Origin of the sequence: Vibrio pomeroyi, from assembly GCA_041879425.1 — a bacterium.
In the GTDB taxonomy this organism is placed as follows: Bacteria; Pseudomonadota; Gammaproteobacteria; order Enterobacterales; family Vibrionaceae; genus Vibrio; species Vibrio pomeroyi_A.
The window spans coordinates 2,477,643-2,500,465 of the sequence record CP090854.1; the positions used below are offsets into that span (position 1 = coordinate 2,477,643).

Genomic DNA, 22,823 nt, shown 5'->3' on the forward strand with positions numbered 1-22,823 from the left:
TATCGCCGTGACCAGTATCACGTATATACATGAATCTTTGTGTATCGAGTCAAATAGTTCGAGGAAAATTAACACCCACATCGATAAATCGAGACTTAATTTTCATAAAAAAACATCGCGCTTGAGTACTAAGTTCAATAAATATCAGTAAATACAGAAATATCTTCCTAGCTCCCAATAAATTATCAATTAATGCATATACTTAATTCAGTCTTGTAAAAGATTACTTGGTCTCATTCTAGGAGTATTCATGACAGCCGAATTAAGAAAAACGAAAATCGTCACAACGCTAGGCCCTTCAACAGATAAAGGTAACGTGCTTGAAGAAATCATCAAAGCCGGTGCCAATATCGTCCGTATGAACTTTTCTCACGGCAGCAGCGACGACCACATCCAACGCGCGGAAAAAGTCAGAGCGATAGCAAAAAGACTCGGCACCCAAATCGCCATTCTCGGAGACTTACAAGGTCCCAAGATTCGTGTGTCGACATTCAAAAATGGCAAAATCCAACTTGCCGTGGGCGACCTGTTCACTCTCGATAGCAGCCTAGGTTTAGGCGAAGGCAACCAAGAAGCTGTTGGCCTTGATTATAAAGAACTGCCTAACGACGTGTCCGCCGGCGATATCCTGTTGCTTGACGATGGTCGTGTTCAACTGAAAGTAACCAAAGTCGAAGGTTGTCGCGTTCATACCGAAGTGATCATTGGTGGCCCTCTCTCCAACAACAAAGGCATCAACAAAAAAGGGGGCGGCCTTTCTGCAGAAGCACTGACCGACAAAGACAAACGAGACATCGTCACCGCCGCTCAAATTCAAGTCGATTACTTAGCTGTCTCTTTCCCACGTAATGGTGAAGACATGCACTATGCTCGCCAATTGGCACGAGAAGCAGGGTTAGAAGCTCACCTCGTGGCTAAAGTCGAGCGAGCAGAGACAGTTGCGACCGTAGAGAACATGGATGACATCATAATGGCCTCAGATGTGGTCATGGTGGCCCGTGGTGACCTCGGAGTGGAAATAGGCGATCCAGAGTTGGTCGGGGTACAAAAACAGCTTATACGCCGTGCTAGAGCGCTTAACCGAACAGTGATCACTGCAACTCAAATGATGGAATCGATGATCTCTGCGCCAATGCCAACCCGTGCCGAAGTGATGGACGTTGCCAACGCGGTATTAGACGGTACCGATGCGGTGATGCTTTCAGGTGAAACCGCTGCGGGTGATTACCCAGTCGAGACCGTGAAATCCATGGCCGAAGTGTGTATCGGTGCTGAAAAGATGGCGGGCATTAACCAATCCAATTACCGTATTGACCGAACCTTTGTGACGGCAGAAGAAACCGTTTCGATGGCGACCATCTATTCTGCCAACCACATGGAAGGCATCAAGGGCGTGGTGACGCTGACCGAGTCAGGGCGCACAGCTCTGATGATGTCGCGACTCAGTGCCGATATGCCTATCTACGCGCTGTCTCGTAATGAAGGAACATTAAATCGCTGTACTCTGTACCGAGGCGTGACACCTATCTACTTCGAAACTGAAGCCGAAGACAGCTTCGATATCGCACTATCAACTCTTGCTTGTCTGAAAGAAGCAGGACACCTAAAGTTTGGTGACTTAGTGATCGTTACTCAAGGCGATATTATGGATGTCGCGGGCTCAACCAACTGTATGCGAATCTTACCGGTCACCTAATCTCTGAACACTAGAGGTTTACATACATAACAAGTTAGTAAGTACACAAAAAAGGGTTATCGAACCAAGTTCAATAACCCTTTTTCTTTTTGTATAAAGTGAGCTAACCACACGTTAATTTGCCAATTTCAAATATCACTTATCCGCGGCACTGGTTGCTAACTTTGGTATGTGTGAATTGCGCGCATTCTTTGTTGAGGTATAGGTTTCGACAAATCGGTAACCAGCTTCTAATCCTAGGTCGTAATCATGCAACAAGTCTTCTTTATCACTCATTAATGAACTCGACTTTAGTGGTTTGCTAGGTGCTATCTGCACCACGAACGCATCGTCCGGAGGAGAGTTTAAAAAGTCCTGAGTTAAGGAGTATGTTTGATAGTGAACCATCAACATGTCCGCCAAACCTGAGTCGAACTTATCACCGATTAAATGACTTAAGCGGTAGATATCGTCAGCCCCAAATAACCACCGACCACCATTGAGCAGATCCAAATGTCCACGATCGCGCTTCTGCTCTTTAGAACGAAGAATTTGCTGCTGGAAGAAAGAAGTCCAATCGGTTTTCCATTGTTCCACTTTCTGTTGCCAGTGATCTTGAACACTGTCGAAAGACTCTCTGAACCATTCTAGCTCTTCCGCAGATATAGGCTTCGGCGCTTTCACTGCGGTGCTGCGATTAGAAGCCTCAACCAAGAGTTCACTTCCCTCCTCGACCACAGGTTCAGTACGAATCACAACAATAGAACGAGCTTGTCTACGCCAGGCTTCTTGAACAGGAATACAAGCAGACACACCACCGTCAACATAAGCACTGTCGCCGATGAAGATTTCATCATTGTACAAACGAGGAATCGCACAGGTGGCGATCATCACCTTATACCAATCTTCTCCCAATAACGGGAAGTAGTGATCACGTAGATCTTTAGAGTCTGTCACTGCTGCATAGAAATGGCGGTCACCTAGGGTTTGTCGCCCTAAATCAAGGTCCAGCTTATAAGGGTAAGCCATGATTTGTTCTAAGGCCCACTCTAATCCCAGATTCTTCCTGTGTCGTATATAGGAGAAGATATTGAAGAATTCTGGTGAGGTGGTGAGGTCGAGCACGAAAGAGCGGCCAAGGCCTTTATCGCGGCAAAGGTACGCACACAGGTTAAGGGCACCTGCGGAGGTACCAAAAAATTCATCGAAGGGGTCAAAATTAGAAAGAAGAAAGGCATCCAGCACACCTGAAGTAAAAATACTTCTCTGTCCGCCACCTTGAGCGACCAGTGCTGTTTTTCCAGCAATAAACTTAGCGTAGTAATCCAAGTCTATTGCTGTATCAATATTGCTTACAAGCCCACTATTCATTAGTCCCTGAGTATCAAAACTCAGCCTCGCAATAGATGGTATTAACTACCAATCGCAATAAAGCCAAATGAAAGAATGATCATGTAAATAAACACGGTAATTTGTAGGGCATTTTTCAGATTATGGTCCATAGACACCTCTGGCTTATTATTAATTTGTCGAGTCTCTATTTAAGTACTATCAGGTGTGTGAAGTATCTTCAAGAATCGTCGAAATTAGTCGCACAATATTGATGTAACCATCACAATTAGTAAGTGTATGGATAAGGATATACTCATGAATAACAAAGCAAATATGATGGCGCTTATCGCGCTTTTCTCTGTATCGAGCGTGTATGCTTCGCCGGAGATCATCATTACCCCAATGGTGGGTTATACCGGCGGTGGTAGTGTCGAAGACCAGGATGGCAAAACCTACGACATGAAAGCGTCTGAAAACTACACCTTTGCCATTGAAACACCACTTGATAAAGGTCGCATCGGCTTTTTCTATTCTAACCAGAGCTCTGAACTCGAAACACTCAACCTAAGCTCCTCAATCCAATACCTGCACTTGCAAAGTAGCATCTACTACCCGGCTTCGCCTGTATTATCTGGATACCTCGGATTAGGTCTTGGTGCTTCTTACGTGGATGTTGACTGGGCGAAAGATAAGTATGGCTTCTCAACCTCTATCTTTGGCGGTTTGGAATACAAATTCAGCGACAGTTTAGCGCTCAACACCCAAGTTCGTTGGTTGGGTACGGTTGTTGATAACGACACATCCGGTGTGTGTAATATCCCTAGCACAGGTCAAGACTGTATTATCCGCTTTGATACTGATTGGATGAATCAATTCCAAGCCAATGTCGGGCTGAGTTTTACGTTCTAATTACTGTAGCTAATAAAACGAAAAAGCCAGCGAGATGCTGGCTTTGTCATTATAAAAACGGTTTAAGCTCACTTTAGAACTTATAAGTCACACCCAGTGCACCACCGACTTGCAGCTCAACACCTTTGTACATGTCTAGCTCAGGGTGAACTTGTGCGTAAGCATTCCAGCCTTCGTAGAAATTCACTTTCACGCCTAATGGCAAACGCAAGCCAAAATCGTCATTCCATTCAGCCCAAGCACCAGCACCTACGTACCAGCTTAACGGGGCTTCCGTTTCGAACTGACCACGTTTCCAAATGTAGTCGAATGCCGCGCCGTCATTACCAACGGTTGCACGGTACTTCTGATCAAACTCAACAACGACACTCAGGTCTTGGTCAATGGCGAGACCAACTTCTAAATCTGGAGCTTCAGAAGCATGAGCAAACGAGGCTCCGCTGCAGCACATAAGGCCAATCAAGTAACGATGTTTCATAATATTCTCAGAATGTGTTTAAAAACGGTAGATTACTTAAATCACAACGGGTGTTGTCATCATAAAGTTAAAGATAAGAGGTACCCAAAGCGGGAAATTGAGCATCAGAACATCGAGCTGTTCGATAACCGATTGAGTAGAAAAGAATAAGTGCAGGAAGGGCTTTCATAAAGCAGAAAACAAAAAAGGAGGCCTCTCGGCCTCCTTTCAATTTATTGAACCAGTGAATTAACCGTTGTTACGGATCCACTCATCCATGTCTGTCTTAAGGTTGTCAGACTTAGTACCGAAGATAGCTTGAACGCCACCAGCAACTACAACAACACCTGCAGCGCCTAGTTTCTTCAGTTTGTCTTGGTCAACAACTGCTGTATCAGCAACTGCAACACGTAGACGAGTAATACAAGCGTCAAGACCAGTGATGTTCGCTTTGCCACCGAATGCAGCAACTAGCTCACCAGCAAGTTCAGAACCAGTCGCAACTGACTCTTCTTCAGTCTCGTCTTCACGGCCTGGAGTTTTAAGGTCTAGAGCTTTAATCACAGTGCGGAATACGATGTAGTAAATTGCAGCGTAAGCAATACCACATACAACCATTAGGCCCATCTTAGACGCGTTGCCAGATAGAACTAGGAAGTCGATTAGACCGTGTGAGAAAGATGTACCGTGTACAAAACCTAGAGTGTTCGCAAGAACGTAAGCAGAACCAGCTAGTAGAGCGTGGATTGCGTACAGTACAGGAGCAACGAATAGGAATGAGAATTCGATTGGTTCAGTGATACCCGTTAGGAATGAAGTTAACGCAGCAGAAGCCATGATACCCATTACTTTAGCGCGGTTTTCAGGCTTAGCTGAGTGTGCAATAGCGATTGCAGCAGCAGGTAGACCGAACATCTTGAACATGTAACCACCAGCTAGCTGACCGAAGCCATTGCCCGCTGCACGAGATGCGTCATCAGCAACTAGGTAACAAGTAAGAACACCGTTTTGAGTTTCGCCAGCAGCGTTTACACAAGTACCAGCTTCAAAGAAGAAAGGTACGTTCCAAACGTGGTGAAGACCAAATGGAATCAGAGAACGCTCAACGATACCGTAGATACCAAACGCCACTTGTGGGTTTTGGTGAGCAGCCCAATCAGAGAACGCAGAGATTGCGCCGCCAACTGGTGGCCATACTACAGATAGTAGGATTGCTAGACCAATCGCAGAGAAACCTGTGATGATTGGCACAGCACGCTTACCAGCGAAGAAGCCAAGGTACTCTGGTAGTTGAATACGGAAGAAACGGTTGAATGCCCAAGCAGCAACACCACCGACTAGGATACCACCTAGTACACCAGTATCGATTTTATCAACGCCCATTACACCAGCCATTACGCCAAGTGTAGCAGTCATGATGCCGTAACCAACGATTGCAGCTAGACCAGCTACACCATCGTTGTTAGTAAAGCCAAGTGCAACACCTACTGCGAACAGTAGTGCCATTTGACCGAATACTGAACCACCAGCTTGTTCCATTAAGTTTGAAACGATTTCTGGAATGAAAGGAAGATCTGCTGCACCGACACCTAGCAAAATACCCGCAACTGGTAAAACTGATACTGGAAGCATCAGAGACTTACCAACTTTCTGCAGGCTAGCAAAAAGGTTCTTAAACATGTTTATGCTCCTGATAAAGATAAAATAATTATATGGGTACTAACGGCACACCCCCGTAGCCTATATGTTAGCACCCTGCGAAAATGTAACCATGTATTGCATTATATTTTCTGCCGCTAAATATATATTGATGGGGAACTAACTTTCTAGTCACTTACGAAATTTAGTTTCAAAACACGTCTTGGATCACATGTCAAATCTAGAAATGCAATGCTTTACAAGAGTTTAATTGATTGAAATATATGATTATTTTTCAAGAGCCCTATTATTTTACTGGGTAAATAAAATAGGAGCGAATGTTATTTTTAGTAACAAAATTACAAATGTTATAATTAGCGCTCTCAAGTTCAACATAATTCGTAAACATTAAAAAAAAACGCACTTTTGGTGATCAAAAACACAAAAAGGGAGCTTTCGCTCCCTTTTATTTGTTTACTTAGTTTTTTATCGCAAAAAAAGTTTTTGATAGTTTTTGGTCGTTTGTTCAGCAACCTCTTTCATCGACATACCTTTCAACTGTGCAATATAGGCCGCCACTTCCACGACATATGCAGGTTGATTCTGCTTTCCACGATATGGGATTGGTGCCAAGTATGGAGAATCGGTCTCGATCAGTAACCTATCTAACGGTAGATTCTTAACAACTTCTTTAAGCTCTGTAGCCTGCTTAAAGGTCACAATACCTGAAATTGAGATGTAGAAACCTAATTCCATTGCCGCTTCAGCGAACGCTTGATCTTCAGTAAAGCAGTGAATCACACCACCACACTTCTCAGCACCACCATCACGTAGAATCGCGAGAGTATCTTCACGCGCGTTACGTGTATGGATGATCAAAGGCTTGTTCAACTCTACGGCCAACGCGACATGTTGCTTGAATCGCAGTTGTTGCAATTCCGCCGTCTCTGGTTGGTAATGGTAATCTAAGCCTGTCTCACCAATCGCAACGACTTTTGGGTTACTCGCGTATTCACGCATTCTCTCTAAGCAAAAATCACTCTCTACATCGAGAGGATGAACTCCACAAGATGCTTTAACGTTATCAAACGGCGAGATCATCTCGAGCATATTTTCAAACGAATCCAGTGTCACACCTACAGACAGCAGCTGGTCTACGTTTGCTGCCTTCGCCTTGTTCACAACGTCTTCTACGCTGGTGTGTAAATCTTGGTAATCCAATTTGTCTAAATGACAGTGGGAATCTACGAACATGTTTCCTCGCAAGTGGCTATCAGCCAATTCATTATGAGTAGCTCCGTATTGAGCCCAGGGTGTTGCTTTAACTGCTCAATCAATACCAGCAGCTTATTCGATGCTGCATAGGCACTTTGATAAGACATCACCTCAACCAGTGCTTTCGCGCTAGGAGTGATAGCCTGGTTCGCCAAGCCAAAATGCAGCTTCTGTACGTCAGACAATAAGTGCCATAGCCAACCCAATTGAATCAAAGGGTCTTTGCTTAACTCTGTCGAGAATTTTAGCATGTCAGGTTGAGTGCCCTTGATGACATTAACAAAGCCATCAAGCGCTTTGGTCGAAGCCTCTACCCCACCCTGCTCAAACATCGCTTTTGCTTTTAAAGGCGCGTTGTCATTGAGCGCTAAAATATATTTTGGCACAGCCTTACCAGCTTCACCATCTAACCAAGCCGACCCGGCCTCCAACTGTGGGCTTACCACATTAAATTGTTGGCAACGGCTAATGATAGTCGGCATCAAACGGTTGCTGTTACGAGTAGAAAGAATGAAGATACACTTGCTTGATGGCTCTTCCAGCGTTTTCAGTAACGCGTTAGAGGCCGACTCATTCATTGCCTCTGCCGGGTTAAGCAAGATAACGCGTAAGCCACCCAATTGAGATGACTCTTGCGCCCAGCGGTTACTGGCACGCACCTGATCAACAGTGATCGACTTACCTTCTTTCTCAGGCGAGATAACATGAAAATCAGGATGACTGCCTGATTTCATCAATTCACAGCTATGGCAAAACCCGCACGACTCACTTTCGTAGTTGGTGCACATTAACGCTGCGGTAAGTTGGTCAATCAACGCATCAACGCCAAGCCCTTCCGGCGCATTAACAATCACCGAATTAGGAAAACGCTCAGCATCGAGACTTTTTTTCCACTCATTCCATACGGGAGTGAGCCAAGAATACACTTCAGCCATGACTACCTACTGTTTGTCGAGCCAAGCACCAAGCGCTTGCTTAATATCGGCAGCCACTTGATCTATCTCTTGTTGCGCGTTAATCACAAGAACCGAATCATCTTGTGCGGCAATCTCAAGGTAACGCTCGCGTGTACGATCGAAGAATGAGATATCCATCTTTTCGATTCTATCTAGCTCACCACGACCACGTGCGCGCTCAAGCCCTACTCTAGGGTCTAAGTCCAAGTATAGGGTTAGATCAGGCTTAAAATCGCCTAGCGTGGTTGCTTTCAATGATTCCATCGTCGTGCGCGCAATTTGACGACCACCACCTTGATAAGCCTGAGAAGACATATCATGGCGATCACCCAATACCCACTTACCACTGTCTAGTGCAGGCTTAATCACGTTTTCTACTAATTGAACGCGTGCGGCGTACATCAGCAGTAACTCAGTCATGTCTTGAAGCTTTTCGCCTTCGTGTTCTTCTTTTACTAGTGAACGCATCTTTTCTGCCAACACGGTACCGCCCGGTTCACGAGTATTGACGAGTTCTTCTACACCAGATGCTTTCAATGTTTCTACGATGGCATTGATTGCAGTGCTTTTGCCCGCGCCTTCAAGGCCTTCAACCACGATAAATTTCGACTGATTCATAATTCTTTCTTTATTTATTTTTTCTTAATTGCTTTAAGTAAGCTCGTACTGCACGGTTGTGCTCAGCCAAACTCTTTGAAAATACGTGACCGCCTGTTCCACTTGCAACGAAATACAGGTAGTTGCTGTTCTCTGGGTTCAGAGCTGCATTAATCGACGCTCGACCCGCCATAGCAATCGGCGTAGGTGGCAAACCGCTCATTGTGTATGTGTTGTACGGCGTTGGCGTGCGTAGATCTTTCTTACGGATATTACCTTTGTAACTGTCGCCCATGCCATAGATAACCGTTGGGTCAGTTTGCAAACGCATACGCTTGTTCAAACGGTTAACGAATACAGAAGACACACGCTCGCGCTCTGAAGCAACGGCGGTTTCTTTCTCAATGATAGACGCAAGAATCAGAGCTTCATAAGGTGACTTAAGAGGCAGTTTATCCGCTCTGTTTTCCCATTCGTCATTCACTACGTTCATTAGGTCACGATGGGCACGTTTCAATAAATCTAAATCGGTTGTGCCGTAGGTGTAGTGATAGGTTTCCGCTAAGAAAAGACCTTCTAGCTTTTCATTTTCAATACCCAACTTTTCAGCGATCTCTTTTTCAGAAACACCATCCAATGTCTGTTGAATGAATTCGTTGTCTTTTAGCTGCACAAGCCATTCATCAAAGCGACTGCCTTCAACGAAGGTAATCGTGAATTGGTGTTCTTTGCCCTCAACAAGCACTTGTAGCGCCTGCTCTAGGGTCAAACCCGGCTCTAGCAGAAACGTACCCGCTTTTACGTCAACCAGCTCAGGATGCAACTTACGGATTAATTTCTCGTAAGGAGAAGCCTCAAATAGCCCCTCATTTATCAACTGTGCCAGAACACGATTAAAGCTGCTGCCTGAAGCAACGGTTACGACCTGTGGTTTTTCTAATTGGATGACTTGTTTCAGGTTATCTTGCGCTTGGTTGTAAACATAGAACCCAGCAGCGCCCGCTGCGATTAGGCACAAGATAAGAAAAATAAATAACTTTTTGATCACGAGTTTAGTTGTCCTTGAAGGCTACGAGTAACGGTTCCAATGTTAAATTGGGTTTCACTAATACGGGTAACTGGGGCAACCCCTAAAATGGAGTTGGTCATGAAAACCTCATCAGCTTGCATGAGTTGAGATAAGCAGTAGTCACTAATAGTAACGGAAAGTTCAGCTTGATTCAGCGCGGTTAACACTTGCTTACGCATAACCCCTGCGACGCCACTCTGCGTCAGTTGAGGTGTGCAAATGGTATCCCCTTTTCGCCAAAACAGATTAGCCATGGTGGTTTCAATGACATTGCCTGAAATATCAAGCACCACACCATCGACTTCATTGACCTGATCCATTTCATCTTTCATCAAGATTTGCTCTAGGCGATTATTGTGCTTATGCCCGGCAAGCAATGGGCTCAAGCCTAAAGCTTGTTGGCAGACACCGAGCTCAACACCAGAGTCTTGCCACGCTGAATAATGACTCGGAAAAGCAAACGTACTGATAGTGACCGTAGGTTTAGCGATATTCTTGGTGCTATAACCTCTGCCACCAGCACCGCGGCTAACGTGCAGCTTTATCCCAGCTTTTTCATCATGAGGCTTATTTGTCTCATTACGGTTCTCTGAACCATCAAGGCTCTTTGTCCCATGAAGCGCATTGTTTTGGATATGTTGATGTGCGCTATCGAGCCAAACATTAACCACATCCCAATCAAGAGTAGAAATGCGTAACGCTTTCAGGCATTCATCGACACGACGCTGATGATCGTGAAAATGTTGAATCTCGCCACCTTTTACAAGCATGGTGGTAAAACAGCCGTCTCCGTACTGAAACGAGCGGTCCAAGATATCGACAGTTTGCTGGCTTTCTCCATCAACCCAAAACATGTTTTTCCCCATAAAAAGAAACGGCTCAATGCTAAAGCATCAAGCCGTTTAAAAACAAGTCTAATTGTGACTATCTACGAGTGTTTGCGTCTTTAATAAGATGATTAAATCTTTTTGAAGATCAAACAGCCGTTTGTACCACCGAAACCGAATGAGTTACATGCAGCATATTCCATGTTGCTAACTTCACGCGCAGTGTGAGGTACTAAGTCAATATCTAAGCCTTCTTCAGGATCATCTAGGTTGATTGTTGGTGGAACAATTTGGTCAACCAGAGACATAGCCGTGATGATAGCTTCAGCAGAACCAGCAGCACCTAGAAGGTGACCAGTCATCGATTTCGTAGAAGAAACCAATACTTGCTTGCTGCCTGCTTCGCCAAGAGCACGCTTAATGCCCTTAACTTCCGCTACGTCACCCGCAGGAGTCGATGTACCGTGTGCGTTAACATAACCGATTTGCTCACCAGTAATGCCAGCATCACGCATAGCCGCTTCCATCGCTAGTGCACCACCAGAGCCATCTTCACTTGGAGATGTCATGTGGTAAGCGTCACCCGACATACCGAAGCCAACTAGCTCACAGTAAATCTTAGCGCCACGAGCTTTCGCATGTTCGTACTCTTCAAGAACCATCATGCCTGCACCGTCACCAAGAACGAAGCCGTCACGGCCTTTGTCCCATGGACGAGAAGCTTTTTGAGGCTCATCGTTACGAGTAGACAGTGCTTTAGCCGCACCAAAACCGCCCATACCTAGTGGCGTTGATGCTTTTTCAGCACCGCCCGCTAGCATTGCGTCTGCATCGCCGTATGCAATCATACGAGCCGCGTGACCAATGTTATGTAGGCCAGTCGTACATGCAGTAGAGATCGCGATGTTTGGACCGCGTAGGCCGCGCATGATAGACATGTGACCAGCAATCATATTCACGATCGTCGACGGTACGAAGAACGGGCTGATCTTACGAGGGCCTTTTTCAGTTAGAGCTTGGTGACCTGTTTCGATCAAACCAAGACCACCAATACCAGAACCGATTGCAACACCCACACGTGGAGCGTTTTCTTCAGTAATAGTTAGGGCTGAATCATCTAAAGCTTGAATACCTGCTGCGACGCCGTACTGGATGAACAAGTCCATCTTACGAGCATCTTTTTTAGACATATACTCTTCGCAGTTAAAGTCTTTAACTAGACCTGCAAAACGAGTTGAGAAATTGGTTGCATCAAAATGCTCGATATTAACGATACCACTTTGACCAGCTAGCAGGGCTTTCCAAGAAGATTCTACAGTGTTGCCTACCGGTGACAACATACCCATGCCAGTGACAACTACACGACGCTTGGACACGATTTTACACTCCGGAGATTGAGGTGATTTAAGATGAGGATAGATGAGTTAGATAAAACACAGGCGGTCGAGGTGACCGCCTGGGAGAGATTATTACTGAGCGCTAGTTACGTAATCGATAGCTGCTTGAACAGTAGTAATTTTCTCAGCTTCTTCATCTGGGATTTCAGTGTCGAATTCTTCTTCTAGAGCCATTACTAGCTCAACTGTGTCTAGAGAATCTGCACCTAGGTCATCAACGAAAGAAGCTTCGTTTTTAACTTCAGCTTCGTCTACACCTAGCTGTTCAACAATGATTTTCTTTACGCGTTCTTCGAGGTTGCTCATTTTTTCTTTTCCTTTACAGAGTTCGCTTTATGCGATGTTTTCCGTAGTTTATTCAATCTATTGAAAGTTGCAAGGTCAACTTTTCTGGTCAAACCACAATTTTCACGATTTTAACCGAAATTACGTATGATCTTGACTTAAATCATGCACAAATGTTGCACATAATTTACACCATGTACATACCGCCATTGACGTGAAGTGTTTCACCTGTGATATAAGCTGCCGCAGGTGACGCCAAAAATACCACAGCTTCAGCGATTTCGCGAGGGTCACCTAGTCGACCTGCTGGTACATTCGCCAAAGTTGCTGCACGTTGGTCATCATTTAGCGCTTTAGTCATATCTGTTTCGATGAAACCTGGAGCAACAGTGTTCACTGTAACGCCACGAGATGCAACTTCACGAGCCATTGATTTAGTAAAACCAATTACACCAGCTTTAGCAGCAGCGTAGTTAGCTTGACCAGCGTTACCCATAGTACCTACTACAGAACCAACGTTAACGATACGACCTTGACGCTTCTTCATCATGCCACGCAATACAGCTTTAGACATACGGAAGATAGGCGTTAGGTTAGTATCGATGATGTCATTCCATTCGTCGTCTTTCATACGCATAAGAAGGTTATCACGAGTGATACCAGCGTTGTTAACTAGAATGTCAATCGCACCGAACTCATCGTTGATGGTTTTCAGTGTAGATGCAATTGAGTCAACATCCGTTACGTTAAGAGCAAGACCTTTACCGTTCTCACCAAGGTACTCGCTGATTGCAGCAGCGCCGCCTTCAGACGTAGCAGTACCGATAACTTTAGCACCACGCTCAACTAAAAGTTCAGCGATTGCACGACCGATGCCACGGCTTGCGCCTGTAACGAGTGCAACTTTGCCTTCTAAATTCATCATAACTTCTCTATTAAGTGGTTATTTACTTAGCAGCTTCTAGTGATGCAGTGTCATTAACTGCAGCAGCTGTCATAGTTTTTACGATTCGTTTTGTTAGACCAGTAAGAACCTTACCTGGACCTAATTCTAATAGCTTCTCAACGCCTTGCTCATTCATTGCTTGTACGCCTTCAGTCCAACGAACTGGGCTGTATAGCTGACGAACAAGTGCGTCTTTAATTTTTGCAGGGTCAGTTTCAGCAATAACATCAACGTTATTGATAACAGGCAATGCTGGCGTGTTGAACTCTAGAGCTTCTAGAGCCACCGCTAGCTTGTCTGCTGCAGGTTTCATCAGTGCACAGTGAGATGGCACAGAAACAGGTAAAGGAAGTGCACGCTTAGCGCCCGCTTCTTTACATAGTGCACCTGCACGCTCAACTGCCGCTTTGTTACCTGCGATAACAACTTGGCCTGGAGAGTTAAAGTTAACTGGAGACACGACTTCGTCTTGCGCAGCTTCTTCACACGCTTTAGCAATCGCTTCATCATCTAGACCGATGATTGCGTACATTGCACCAACACCCGCTGGTACTGCTTCTTGCATCAGTTGACCACGTAGTTCAACCAGCTTGATCGCTTCTTTAAAATCGATAACGCCAGCACATACGAGTGCAGAGTATTCGCCTAGGCTGTGGCCTGCTAGGTTTACAGGTTGCTCTAGACCAAGCTCTTGCCATACACGCCAAATTGCAACAGACGCTGTTAATAGAGCCGGTTGAGTGCGGAAAGTTTCATTTAGATTTTCTACTGGACCATCTTGAACCAATGCCCATAGATCGTAACCAAGTGCTTCTGAAGCTTCAGCAAATGTTTGTTTAACAACATCATACTGTTCGCCTAGGTCAGCAAGCATACCGATAGCTTGAGAGCCTTGGCCTGGGAATACGATAGCAAACTTGCTCATTGTAATTATCCTTTAAGCAAAGCAAAAAATTGAATAAGGCACATAAGTTATGTGCCTTGTTTGTTGATTATCGCTTGAGGTTAGAATTTAACTAACGCAGAACCCCAAGTGAAGCCGCCACCAAAGGCTTCAAGAAGAAGCGTTTGACCACGTTTAATTCGCCCGTCGCGAACAGCCTCATCGAGTGCTGTTGGTACGGTAGCGGCCGACGTATTGCCGTGCTTATCAAGGGTAATCACCACTTGATCAAGTGACATCGTCAGCTTTTTAGCCGTTGCCGAGATAATACGGTAGTTCGCTTGGTGTGGAACTAACCAATCAAGCTCTGACTTATCCATATTATTCGCAGCTAATGTGTCTTTAACTAGCTTAGAAAGCTGAGTTACCGCCACTTTGAATACTTCGTTGCCTGCCATGTGCAGCCATTTGTCAGCATCACCGCCGCGCTCTGGTACTTCTAAGCTTAGAAGCTCACCGTGTTTACCATCAGAGTAAATGTGAGTAGACAAAATACCTGGCTCTTCGCTTGCGCCTACAACCACCGCGCCTGCTGCATCACCAAATAGGATGATAGTAGAGCGGTCAGTCGGATCACAGGTTTTTGACAGTGCATCAGCACCAATTACCAAAACGTTCTTACACATGCCAGTCTTGATGTGTTGATCAGCAACAGACAGTGCATAAACAAAACCAGAACACGCTGCAGCCAAATCAAACGCAGGGCAGCCTTTAATACCAAGCTTACCTTGTACCTGACATGCCGAAGACGGGAATGTGTGGCTACTGCTGGTTGTCGCAACGATGATTAAATCTATATCTTCTTTGTCGATACCTGCCATTTCAATGGCATTTTCAGCAGCGTAAAACGCCATATCAGCAACGGTTTCATTTTCCGCTGAAATACGACGCTCTTTAATACCTGTTCTAGCAACAATCCACTCATCGCTAGTCTCTACCATTTTCTCTAAGTCTGCGTTTGTACGCACCTGAGATGGCAAGTAGCTGCCAGTACCTAAAATTTTGCTATACATGAAGACTAATAATGCCTCTCGAGTAAAACCGCTTCCAAACGATCGCTAATGCGGCTGGGGACTTGTCGTTTGACCTCGTGTACTGCTTCACCAATCGCGTTGACGACTGCAGACACATCAGCACTTCCATGACTTTTAATGACAATGCCGCGCAATCCTAACAAACTTGCGCCGTTATACTGGTCGGGGTTCAAGGTTTTTAATTCAGTAAATAGCTCAGAAAACAACATTCTGGCTATCCAACCCTTTATTGTTGAAGCCATCATGCGCGTTTTTAGCTTATCAATAAAGAGCTGAGCTGTACCTTCGCACGTTTTTAAGCAGACATTGCCCACAAAACCATCACATACGACGACATCAGCAGCATCTTGAAGTAATTGATTACCTTCAATATAGCCTATGAAATTCACAGACTGAGTATTCGACAACATTTCAGCGCATCGTTTTACAAGGTCATTGCCTTTAATTTCTTCTGCACCGATATTCAAGATGGCGACACGTGGAGCGCGACCTAAATGTTGTTCCGCTAATGCACTACCCATGACGGCAAACTGAAAGAGTGAATCCGCGTCACTAGAAACGTTCGCCCCTAAATCAAGCATCCATGTGCGGTTCCCTGATGCGGTAGGCAAAGCTGAAACCAATGCAGGCCTATCAATACCAGGAAGCAGTTTAAGTCGGAAACGGGACAAAGCCATCAGTGCGCCAGTGTTACCACCACTCACACAAGCGTCAGCCTGTGATTCGGCAACCAGATCGATAGCGGCACGCATAGAACTGCCCTGACTATTACGTAAGGCTAGTGAAGGTTTTTCAGAGTTGGAAATAACTCGATCACAATGCTGGATACTCAAACGAGAATCAGGCATTCGACCTAATGAAGATAATTGAGATGTGATCGCATTTCGATCACCTATGAGAATGACTTTTAGCTCTGGGAAATACGACAGTGCCTGCACGGCGGCAGGCACTGTTACACGAGGACCGAAGTCCCCGCCCATTGCATCAAGCGCAACGGTTAGATTTTGCAAAGGTCAACCTTACTTGTTGATAACCTTTTTGCCGCGGTAGAAACCTTCGGCAGTCACGTTGTGACGTAGGTGAGTTTCACCTGAAGTTGCGTCTACAGAAAGTGCAGCTGTAGTTAGTGCATCGTGTGAACGACGCATGCCACGCATTGAACGTGATTTCTTGCTCTTTTGTACGGCCATTGACCCTACTCCTATGTAAATTCTTAAAGAAGCTGTTACTTCTTCAAGCTTTTTAAAACATCAAATGGATTCGGCTTTTTATCTTCCTCAATTTCTTCAGGAAGTTCGCCAAACACCAAATTATTTGAGTTAACGCTACAGTCCGCATCGTCGTGCATTGCTATTTGTGGCAATCCAAGGATGAACTCGTCTTCAACTAATTGAATCAGGTCTAACTCACCGTACTCGTTCAGATCTACCAAATCGTACTCTTCCGGTGCTTCCTCTTCACTTTTCTCACTGTAAACAGGAGTATAAGTAAATTGGACATCGCACTCATGTGCGAAAACCTCATTACAACGTTGACACTCTAAATCGACTTCGACGTTAGCTTTACCAGAGATAACGACTAATCGTTGTTCATCAAGCCCAAATGACATTGAGACTTGCGCGTCACGTTTTACGCCTTCAGTTGCTTCAGTTAAACGCTTTAAAAGACTGACTTGAATGATACCATTCATATCCAGTCGTTTTTGAGCCGTTCTTGCCGGATCAACTGTACGCGGTATTTTTTCCTTTTGCATAGGGCGCGAATCTTATCTTCCAAATCATGTTTAGTCAAAGGAAATGGCAAAAAAAATGTACTTTCCTGCCTTTCCTATTCAGAGCATTATGAATAGCAGGACAAGTTACGTTATCCTGAGATAAATGCTTCCTTGAATTGTAAATTAAAATGAGAAATTACCAACTAGTTTTAGCCTCTACATCACCATTTAGGCAAGAGATCCTCAAAAAACTACAGTTAAGCTTCATTACCGCCAAACCAGACTGCGATGAAACGCCGCTTTCAAATGAGACGCCTCAACAGTTAGTCATGCGCCTTGCCGAGACAAAAGCTAAGTCTTGCGCGGTAGAGCAACCGAGCTTAGTGATTGGCTCTGATCAGGTTTGTGTGATTGATGGAGAGATCATTGGTAAACCACATACTCGTGAAAAAGCAATTGAGCAGCTAGCGCGCCAAAGTGGTAAGAGCATCACTTTTTATACTGGTCTTTCGGTTTGGAACAGCGAGACCAACAAAGCTGACACGCGTCTCGACACCTTCATCGTGCATTTCCGTGATTTAACCGAGCAGCAGATCATCTCTTACGTTGAGAAAGAAGAGCCTTATTACTGCGCGGGCAGTTTTATGTGTGAGGGGTTGGGTATTGCGTTATTTAAGCAGATGGAAGGCAAAGATCCGAACACCCTAATTGGTCTACCCCTTATCGATTTAGTGGATATGTTAGATGCCCAAGGGATGAGTGTTCTTTAACTAGCGCTTATCACACTTACAGAGATTCCCTACTCCTTCCTTCGTCAGTCTAGAGAATGACGAAGACTAATGATTATTGCAGTCTGAGTTTTTTTTATCTAGTCATCAGTAATGCAATGTGCCGTCATCCTCAAGAGCGAGGAACGAGCGAGTTGGGGAGCTTCTACAGTAGGCACAAACAAAAAAGTAGGCACAAACAAAAAAGGTTGACGATATTCGTCAACCTTTATCATTTTCAGATAGCTGAGAGTAAATTCCGAAAGAATTCTCCGTTTCGTATCTCGTATCTCGTATCTTCTTAGATCTTACGTAATCCGGTCAGTGCTTTTTCAAGTCTTGCTTCCATTGGCGCCGAGATATCCATCTTCTCTTCGCTACCTGGGTGCGTAAACTTAATGTTTGCTGCGTGTAGGAACAAACGATCCAGACCAACCTTACCCGTGTAAGCATCAAAACGACGATCACCGTAGCGATCATCCCAAGCGATTGGGTGGCCAGTATATTGAGTATGTACACGGATTTGGTGCGTACGACCCGTAATTGGACTCGCTTGAACTAACGTCGCATCTTTGAATTTTTCTAAAACTCTAAAACGCGTCTCAGATGCTTTTCCGTTCGGGTTCACACGAACAATACTGTTCACTTCGTTTTTCAATAATGGAGCGTTAACAACCTTACAGCTGTTCTTCCATTCGCCCATGACTAAAGCGAAGTAATATTTTTGAACCGTTTTTTCACGGAACTGTGCTTGAAGGTGTCTTAGCGCCGAGCGCTTCTTAGCAACAAGCAAAATGCCAGATGTATCTCTATCAATACGATGCACTAACTCTAGAAAACGAGCATCAGGACGAAGTGCACGCAATGCTTCGATTGCGCCAAACTTCAGCCCACTGCCACCATGAACAGCAGTGCCCGAAGGTTTGTTCAGAATCAGCATGTGATCATCTTCGTAAATGATGCACTGTTCTAATTCTGAAACCTTGTTGAGTTTCGTGCTTGGCACGTTCTCTTCGGTTTTCTCTTCAATCGTGACTGGCGGGATACGAACTAAATCACCAGCTTTTAGTTTGTACTCAGCCTTGATGCGTTTTTTATTTACGCGGACTTCGCCTTTACGCACGATTCGGTAAATCATGCTTTTCGGGATGTTTTTTAATTGGTTGCGTAAGAAGTTATCAATACGCTGACCAGCCATATCTTCGTCAATGTCGACAAATTGGACTTGGGTTCTAATTTCGCTCATTGGGCTATTGTATCACTGTCACTTTTGATAATTGAGATTTTCTTAGCTCGATTCCGAACTTATTTATCCATAATCCCTACCGATCTATCCTCAAATGCTCGTTGAAGTTCTATATTTCTTTGATTCTTCGAACAAAAAAGCACCAAGATTCCTGCAAATTAAAATATCAATTGATAAATTATTTATAGACAGTGAGTTAGAGCTATCAAAACCCAAACAAAAACTGTTTTTTTTACAGCATTCCGACAAAGCAGATTGCTGTGTTTACCGACCGCTGCTATAGTTCACAGCTGCTATCAGTGGTTTGACTATTATTTAAACAGCTAACCATTCATAAGCAAGTAAATGAGTAGATAACTCAGATTAGACAGTGCTGCAATCGGCGTAAGACACGGTCAACTGAGTTCCTTATCGCTCTACTCACGTACGCTCATGTTGAGTATTCACCGCCACATCGCGGATCATAGGCTAACTCCCTATGATGACTGACGTGCCCCAGAGCATCCCTCTCCAGCCGGGAGGCTGCACCGATAAAGCCATGGGATCTGGCACCATGAGAAACGAAATAAAGCGATAAGAACAATGATGAAAATAAGAAAAGACAATGAGAATTTCTAAATGAAAAGAATGTTAATTAACGCAACTCAAAAAGAAGAGTTGCGTGTCGCTTTGGTTGATGGCCAGCGACTGTTCGATCTAGATATCGAAAGTCCAGGTCACGAGTCAAAAAAAGCGAATATCTACAAAGGACGTATTACCCGTATTGAGCCAAGCCTAGAAGCGGCATTTGTTGATTACGGCGCAGAACGTCACGGTTTCCTCCCTCTTAAAGAAATTGCCCGCGAATACTTCCCTGAAGGTTATACATACCAAGGCCGTCCTAGCATTAAAGAAGTGCTAAAAGAAGGCCAAGAAGTAATCGTACAAGTAGAGAAAGAAGAACGTGGTAGCAAAGGTGCTGCACTGACAACTTTCATCTCTTTGGCGGGTAGCTACTTAGTTCTTATGCCTAATAACCCTCGTGCTGGCGGTATTTCTCGTCGTATCGAAGGTGATGAGCGCACTCAACTGAAAGCAGCATTAAGCACTCTTGAGCTTCCTCAAGGTATGGGCTTAATCGTGCGTACAGCAGGTGTTGGCAAAAGTGCAGAAGAGTTAGAGTGGGACCTGAATGTTCTATTGAATCACTGGGGCGCTATCAAGCAAGCTTCTGATTCAAATGCAGCTCCTTTCCTAATTCACCAAGAAAGTAACGTTATCGTTCGCGCGATTCGTGACTACCTACGTCGTGACATCGGCGAGATTCTAATCGACAGCAACACTATTTTTGAACGTGCACAAGCGCACATTCAATTAATACGCCCAGATTTCATGAATCGCGTTAAGAAATACGATGGTGAAGTACCACTATTCAGCCATTACCAGATTGAAAGCCAGATCGAATCTGCTTTCCAACGTGAAGTTCGTCTTCCGTCTGGTGGTTCTATCGTAATCGACCCAACAGAAGCTCTAACTTCTATCGATATCAACTCTGCTCGTGCAACAAAGGGCGGCGATATTGAAGAAACAGCGCTAAACACTAACCTAGAAGCGGCGGATGAAATTGCACGTCAATTACGTCTACGTGATCTAGGTGGTCTTGTTGTTATCGACTTCATCGATATGACTCCGGTTCGCCACCAACGCGAAGTAGAAAGCCGTCTACGTGATGCTGTTCGTTTAGACCGTGCACGTGTTCAGATTGGTCGTATTTCTCGCTTTGGTCTTCTAGAGATGTCTCGTCAACGTTTGAGCCCATCACTAGCAGAAGCAAGCCACCACATTTGTCCTCGTTGTACAGGTACTGGTGTTGTTCGTGATAACGAATCTCTAGCACTGTCTGTTCTACGTTTGATCGAAGAAGAAGCTCTAAAAGACAACACAGCGCAAGTACTTGCTGTTGTGCCTGTGCCAATCGCTTCTTACCTTTTGAACGAAAAACGTCGCTCAGTAAACCACATCGAGAAGAACCAAGAAGTTAAGATCACTGTTGTTCCTAACTCAGACATGGAAACACCACACTTTGAGGTTATCCGTGTTCGTGAAGGCGAAGAGTTCGATCTACTGTCTTACCTACTTCCTAAGAAGCTAGACGCTCTTAAAGAAGCAGAAAGCAAAGAACCAGCAGAACAGACTATTCGTCCTAAGAAGATCGAAGAGCCAGCTCTGAAAGGCTTCGCAGCCCCTGCTCAATCAGCACCAACTCCTGCTCCAGCACCTAAAGCTGTAGAAGAGAAGAAAGCTGAGCCAGCAGCGACTCAAGAACCAGGTCTAATTGGTCGTTTCTTCAAAGCTATCGGTAGCTTCTTATTCGGCTCTTCAACTCAAGAAGAGAAGAAAGAAGAAGAGAAGAAAGAAGAAGAGAAACCTAAGAACAATCGCAACAACGGCAACCGTCAACGCCGTGATCGTAACGATAACCGTCGTCGCAACCAACGTGGTGAGCGTGGTGACAATCGTAACGAAAACCGTGACAACAAGCGCCGTCGTAAGCCAGCTCGTGACGAGAAGCCTGAAGAGCAGAAAGAAGCTGCTCCACAGCAGAATCGTCAACCTCGCAAGCCTAAGCAAGATCGTCGCAACAAGCCACGTGATGAGCAGAAGCAACGCGAAGAGCAAGCGCCTTCTAAACTAGCAGAAGAAGGTCTACAGCTAGCGGCAGAAGCTCAAGCTGACAAGCCAGAAGCGCCTAAAGCTAAGCCTGAAGCGAAAGCAGCTAAGATCAAAGAGCGTCGTCAACGTCGTAAACTGAACAAGCAAGTTCGTGTTAAAGACCAACAAGCTCAAGCTGAAGACAACGCGTCAAAAGAACAGGTTGTTGCAAAAGAACAATCAGTCGCTCAAGAGCAAAAAGTTGCGGAACAAGTAGAAGCAACTCAAGCAAATGCTGAGCAAACTGAACAGGAAGAGCCGAAGCAACGCCGTAACCGTCGTTCTCCACGTCACCTGCGTGCAAGTGGTCAACGTCGTCGTCGCGGTCGTGATCGTCGCCCTAACCCATTCCGCCTACGTAAAGGTGGTGTAGCTTCTCCTGAGATGGCTATGGGTAAAGTGATGCCTCGCTTCATTCCAAAACCTCACCACAAACAGACAAAACCTGAAGTGGCTGAAGTTCAAGTAGCAGTTGAAGCTCAAGTTTCTGTTAAAGAACAAGAGCAAAACGTAGCTCAAGAGACGGCTCCACAAAGCAACGTAGCAATGGCAGGCGGCTTTGCATGTCCTGAACTGGCTATGGGCAAAGTGATTATCCGTCGCGAAGAAGCTGCTGTTGAAGCTCAAGTAGCTGAGACTCCTGCTGTAGCTGAAGAAGCTCCAGTTGTTGAAGCACAAAAAGTTGAAACGCCTAAAGCTGAAAGTGTGGAAGTTGAACAAACTCCGGTTGAAACTGTGAAAGCAGAAGAAGTCGTAGTTGAAGCACCAGTTGTTGAAACTGCAGTCGTTGAAACAACAAAAGCAGTTGAAGCGCCTAAAGCTGAAAGTGTGAAAGTTGAACAAGCTCCTGTGGTAGAAGCACCAGCTTCAGAAGCAGCACCAAAAGCGGCAGTTGCTAAGAAACAAGCGGGTTCGCCAATGACTAAAGCTCCTGGTCCTCAAGAGATCAAAGAGATTGAAGTTGTTGCTGCTCCATTCCGTACTGAGCGTTTTGTACCGAAAGGTGCAGGCAGTCAAGCAGCGTCAAACAAAGCTGGCGCAGGCATGACTAAGCCAAACTACTAG

Annotated in this window: 22 protein-coding genes; 4 read left to right on the forward strand and 18 right to left on the reverse strand. The window is 45.0% G+C overall.

Translation table 11 applies throughout. The annotated features are described in order from the left end of the window. Nucleotides 1-250 precede the first annotated feature (250 nt). A complete protein-coding gene (gene pyk / locus L0992_10780) occupies nt 251-1,696 on the forward strand; it encodes a pyruvate kinase (protein ID XGB66204.1) in 1,446 nt (481 codons plus the stop codon). 135 nt (nt 1,697-1,831) lie between these two features. Here pyk and L0992_10785 read toward each other — a convergent pair whose 3' ends face one another. Next, a complete protein-coding gene (locus L0992_10785) occupies nt 1,832-3,046 on the reverse strand; it encodes a DUF6363 domain-containing protein (GenBank protein XGB66205.1) in 1,215 nt (404 codons plus the stop codon). Nucleotides 3,047-3,087: 41 nt separating this feature from the next. Next, on the reverse strand, nt 3,088-3,177 hold the full coding sequence (locus L0992_10790; GenBank protein ID XGB66206.1) for a YnhF family membrane protein: 90 nt from the start codon (nt 3,175-3,177) through the stop codon (nt 3,088-3,090). Nucleotides 3,178-3,322: 145 nt separating this feature from the next. On the opposite strand from L0992_10790, the gene L0992_10795 reads away from it, so the two are divergent. Then, nucleotides 3,323-3,916, forward strand: coding sequence for a porin family protein (locus L0992_10795; GenBank protein ID XGB66207.1), 594 nt, complete (start codon nt 3,323-3,325; stop codon nt 3,914-3,916). A gap of 73 nt (nt 3,917-3,989) precedes the next feature. Here the strand turns inward: L0992_10795 and L0992_10800 are convergent, their stop codons facing one another. From L0992_10800 to yceD, 15 genes are all read right to left on the reverse strand, one after another. Continuing rightward, a complete protein-coding gene (locus tag L0992_10800; GenBank protein ID XGB66208.1) occupies nt 3,990-4,394 on the reverse strand; it encodes a hypothetical protein in 405 nt (134 codons plus the stop codon). A gap of 228 nt (nt 4,395-4,622) precedes the next feature. After that, on the reverse strand, nt 4,623-6,053 hold the full coding sequence (gene ptsG, locus L0992_10805; protein ID XGB66209.1) for a PTS glucose transporter subunit IIBC: 1,431 nt from the start codon (nt 6,051-6,053) through the stop codon (nt 4,623-4,625). Between the two features lie 444 nt (nt 6,054-6,497). Continuing rightward, a complete protein-coding gene (locus L0992_10810) occupies nt 6,498-7,265 on the reverse strand; it encodes a YchF/TatD family DNA exonuclease (protein XGB66210.1) in 768 nt (255 codons plus the stop codon). Next, the gene (locus L0992_10815; protein ID XGB66211.1) at nt 7,256-8,221 is read right to left on the reverse strand and encodes a DNA polymerase III subunit delta'; all 966 of its coding nucleotides are present in this window, start codon (nt 8,219-8,221) and stop codon (nt 7,256-7,258) included. The genes L0992_10810 and L0992_10815 overlap by 10 nt, the downstream gene beginning before the upstream one ends. Before the next feature lie 6 nt (nt 8,222-8,227). Then, complete coding sequence (gene tmk, locus L0992_10820) at nt 8,228-8,860, reverse strand: dTMP kinase (protein XGB66212.1); 633 nt, start codon at nt 8,858-8,860, stop codon at nt 8,228-8,230. Between the two features lie 10 nt (nt 8,861-8,870). Next, a complete protein-coding gene (gene mltG / locus L0992_10825) occupies nt 8,871-9,887 on the reverse strand; it encodes an endolytic transglycosylase MltG (protein ID XGB66213.1) in 1,017 nt (338 codons plus the stop codon). Then, nucleotides 9,884-10,762 carry an aminodeoxychorismate lyase gene (gene pabC, locus L0992_10830; protein XGB66214.1) on the reverse strand — a complete coding sequence of 293 codons (879 nt, stop codon included), beginning with the start codon at nt 10,760-10,762 and terminating at the stop codon, nt 9,884-9,886. Before pabC ends, mltG begins: the two co-directional genes overlap by 4 nt. A gap of 104 nt (nt 10,763-10,866) precedes the next feature. Beyond that, a complete protein-coding gene (fabF, locus tag L0992_10835) occupies nt 10,867-12,111 on the reverse strand; it encodes a beta-ketoacyl-ACP synthase II (GenBank protein ID XGB66215.1) in 1,245 nt (414 codons plus the stop codon). Nucleotides 12,112-12,204: 93 nt separating this feature from the next. After that, entirely contained in the window at nt 12,205-12,438 is a 234-nt protein-coding gene (gene acpP / locus L0992_10840; GenBank protein XGB66216.1) for an acyl carrier protein, read from the reverse strand. A 166-nt stretch (nt 12,439-12,604) separates the two neighbouring features. Continuing rightward, nucleotides 12,605-13,339: a 3-oxoacyl-ACP reductase FabG gene (gene fabG, locus L0992_10845; protein XGB68721.1), complete on the reverse strand. Its 735-nt coding sequence runs from the start codon at nt 13,337-13,339 to the stop codon at nt 12,605-12,607. Nucleotides 13,340-13,364: 25 nt separating this feature from the next. After that, a complete protein-coding gene (gene fabD, locus L0992_10850) occupies nt 13,365-14,288 on the reverse strand; it encodes an ACP S-malonyltransferase (GenBank protein XGB66217.1) in 924 nt (307 codons plus the stop codon). An 80-nt stretch (nt 14,289-14,368) separates the two neighbouring features. Beyond that, nucleotides 14,369-15,319 (reverse strand): ketoacyl-ACP synthase III, encoded by a 951-nt coding sequence (locus tag L0992_10855; GenBank protein ID XGB66218.1) that lies wholly within the window; start codon nt 15,317-15,319, stop codon nt 14,369-14,371. Between the two features lie 5 nt (nt 15,320-15,324). Next, a complete protein-coding gene (gene plsX, locus L0992_10860) occupies nt 15,325-16,350 on the reverse strand; it encodes a phosphate acyltransferase PlsX (protein ID XGB66219.1) in 1,026 nt (341 codons plus the stop codon). A 9-nt stretch (nt 16,351-16,359) separates the two neighbouring features. Then, nucleotides 16,360-16,530 (reverse strand): 50S ribosomal protein L32, encoded by a 171-nt coding sequence (gene rpmF / locus L0992_10865; GenBank protein ID XGB66220.1) that lies wholly within the window; start codon nt 16,528-16,530, stop codon nt 16,360-16,362. Nucleotides 16,531-16,565: 35 nt separating this feature from the next. Continuing rightward, the gene (gene yceD, locus L0992_10870) at nt 16,566-17,093 is read right to left on the reverse strand and encodes a 23S rRNA accumulation protein YceD (protein ID XGB66221.1); all 528 of its coding nucleotides are present in this window, start codon (nt 17,091-17,093) and stop codon (nt 16,566-16,568) included. 149 nt (nt 17,094-17,242) lie between these two features. Here yceD and L0992_10875 point away from each other — a divergent pair, with 149 nt between their 5' ends. After that, nucleotides 17,243-17,824, forward strand: coding sequence for a Maf-like protein (locus L0992_10875; GenBank protein XGB66222.1), 582 nt, complete (start codon nt 17,243-17,245; stop codon nt 17,822-17,824). A 298-nt stretch (nt 17,825-18,122) separates the two neighbouring features. Here the strand turns inward: L0992_10875 and rluC are convergent, their stop codons facing one another. Further along, a complete protein-coding gene (gene rluC / locus L0992_10880) occupies nt 18,123-19,067 on the reverse strand; it encodes a 23S rRNA pseudouridine(955/2504/2580) synthase RluC (protein XGB66223.1) in 945 nt (314 codons plus the stop codon). Between the two features lie 618 nt (nt 19,068-19,685). Between rluC and rne the strand changes: the two genes are divergently transcribed. Beyond that, nucleotides 19,686-22,823 carry a ribonuclease E gene (gene rne, locus L0992_10885; GenBank protein ID XGB66224.1) on the forward strand — a complete coding sequence of 1,046 codons (3,138 nt, stop codon included), beginning with the start codon at nt 19,686-19,688 and terminating at the stop codon, nt 22,821-22,823.

Coding starts and splice junctions, on each gene's coding strand:
- pabC (XGB66214.1), bottom strand. CDS start 10,762: ATGTTTTGGGTTGATGGAGAAAGCCAGCAAACTGTCGATATCTTGGAC.
- rluC (XGB66223.1), bottom strand. CDS start 19,067: ATGAGCGAAATTAGAACCCAAGTCCAATTTGTCGACATTGACGAAGAT.
- yceD (XGB66221.1), bottom strand. CDS start 17,093: ATGCAAAAGGAAAAAATACCGCGTACAGTTGATCCGGCAAGAACGGCT.
- acpP (XGB66216.1), bottom strand. CDS start 12,438: ATGAGCAACCTCGAAGAACGCGTAAAGAAAATCATTGTTGAACAGCTA.
- L0992_10810 (XGB66210.1), bottom strand. CDS start 7,265: ATGTTCGTAGATTCCCACTGTCATTTAGACAAATTGGATTACCAAGAT.
- tmk (XGB66212.1), bottom strand. CDS start 8,860: ATGAATCAGTCGAAATTTATCGTGGTTGAAGGCCTTGAAGGCGCGGGC.
- fabD (XGB66217.1), bottom strand. CDS start 14,288: ATGAGCAAGTTTGCTATCGTATTCCCAGGCCAAGGCTCTCAAGCTATC.
- pyk (XGB66204.1), top strand. CDS start 251: ATGACAGCCGAATTAAGAAAAACGAAAATCGTCACAACGCTAGGCCCT.
- L0992_10815 (XGB66211.1), bottom strand. CDS start 8,221: ATGGCTGAAGTGTATTCTTGGCTCACTCCCGTATGGAATGAGTGGAAA.
- L0992_10785 (XGB66205.1), bottom strand. CDS start 3,046: ATGAATAGTGGGCTTGTAAGCAATATTGATACAGCAATAGACTTGGAT.
- L0992_10855 (XGB66218.1), bottom strand. CDS start 15,319: ATGTATAGCAAAATTTTAGGTACTGGCAGCTACTTGCCATCTCAGGTG.
- rpmF (XGB66220.1), bottom strand. CDS start 16,530: ATGGCCGTACAAAAGAGCAAGAAATCACGTTCAATGCGTGGCATGCGT.
- L0992_10800 (XGB66208.1), bottom strand. CDS start 4,394: ATGAAACATCGTTACTTGATTGGCCTTATGTGCTGCAGCGGAGCCTCG.
- rne (XGB66224.1), top strand. CDS start 19,686: ATGAAAAGAATGTTAATTAACGCAACTCAAAAAGAAGAGTTGCGTGTC.
- L0992_10875 (XGB66222.1), top strand. CDS start 17,243: ATGAGAAATTACCAACTAGTTTTAGCCTCTACATCACCATTTAGGCAA.
- fabG (XGB68721.1), bottom strand. CDS start 13,339: ATGAATTTAGAAGGCAAAGTTGCACTCGTTACAGGCGCAAGCCGTGGC.
- L0992_10795 (XGB66207.1), top strand. CDS start 3,323: ATGAATAACAAAGCAAATATGATGGCGCTTATCGCGCTTTTCTCTGTA.
- ptsG (XGB66209.1), bottom strand. CDS start 6,053: ATGTTTAAGAACCTTTTTGCTAGCCTGCAGAAAGTTGGTAAGTCTCTG.
- L0992_10790 (XGB66206.1), bottom strand. CDS start 3,177: ATGGACCATAATCTGAAAAATGCCCTACAAATTACCGTGTTTATTTAC.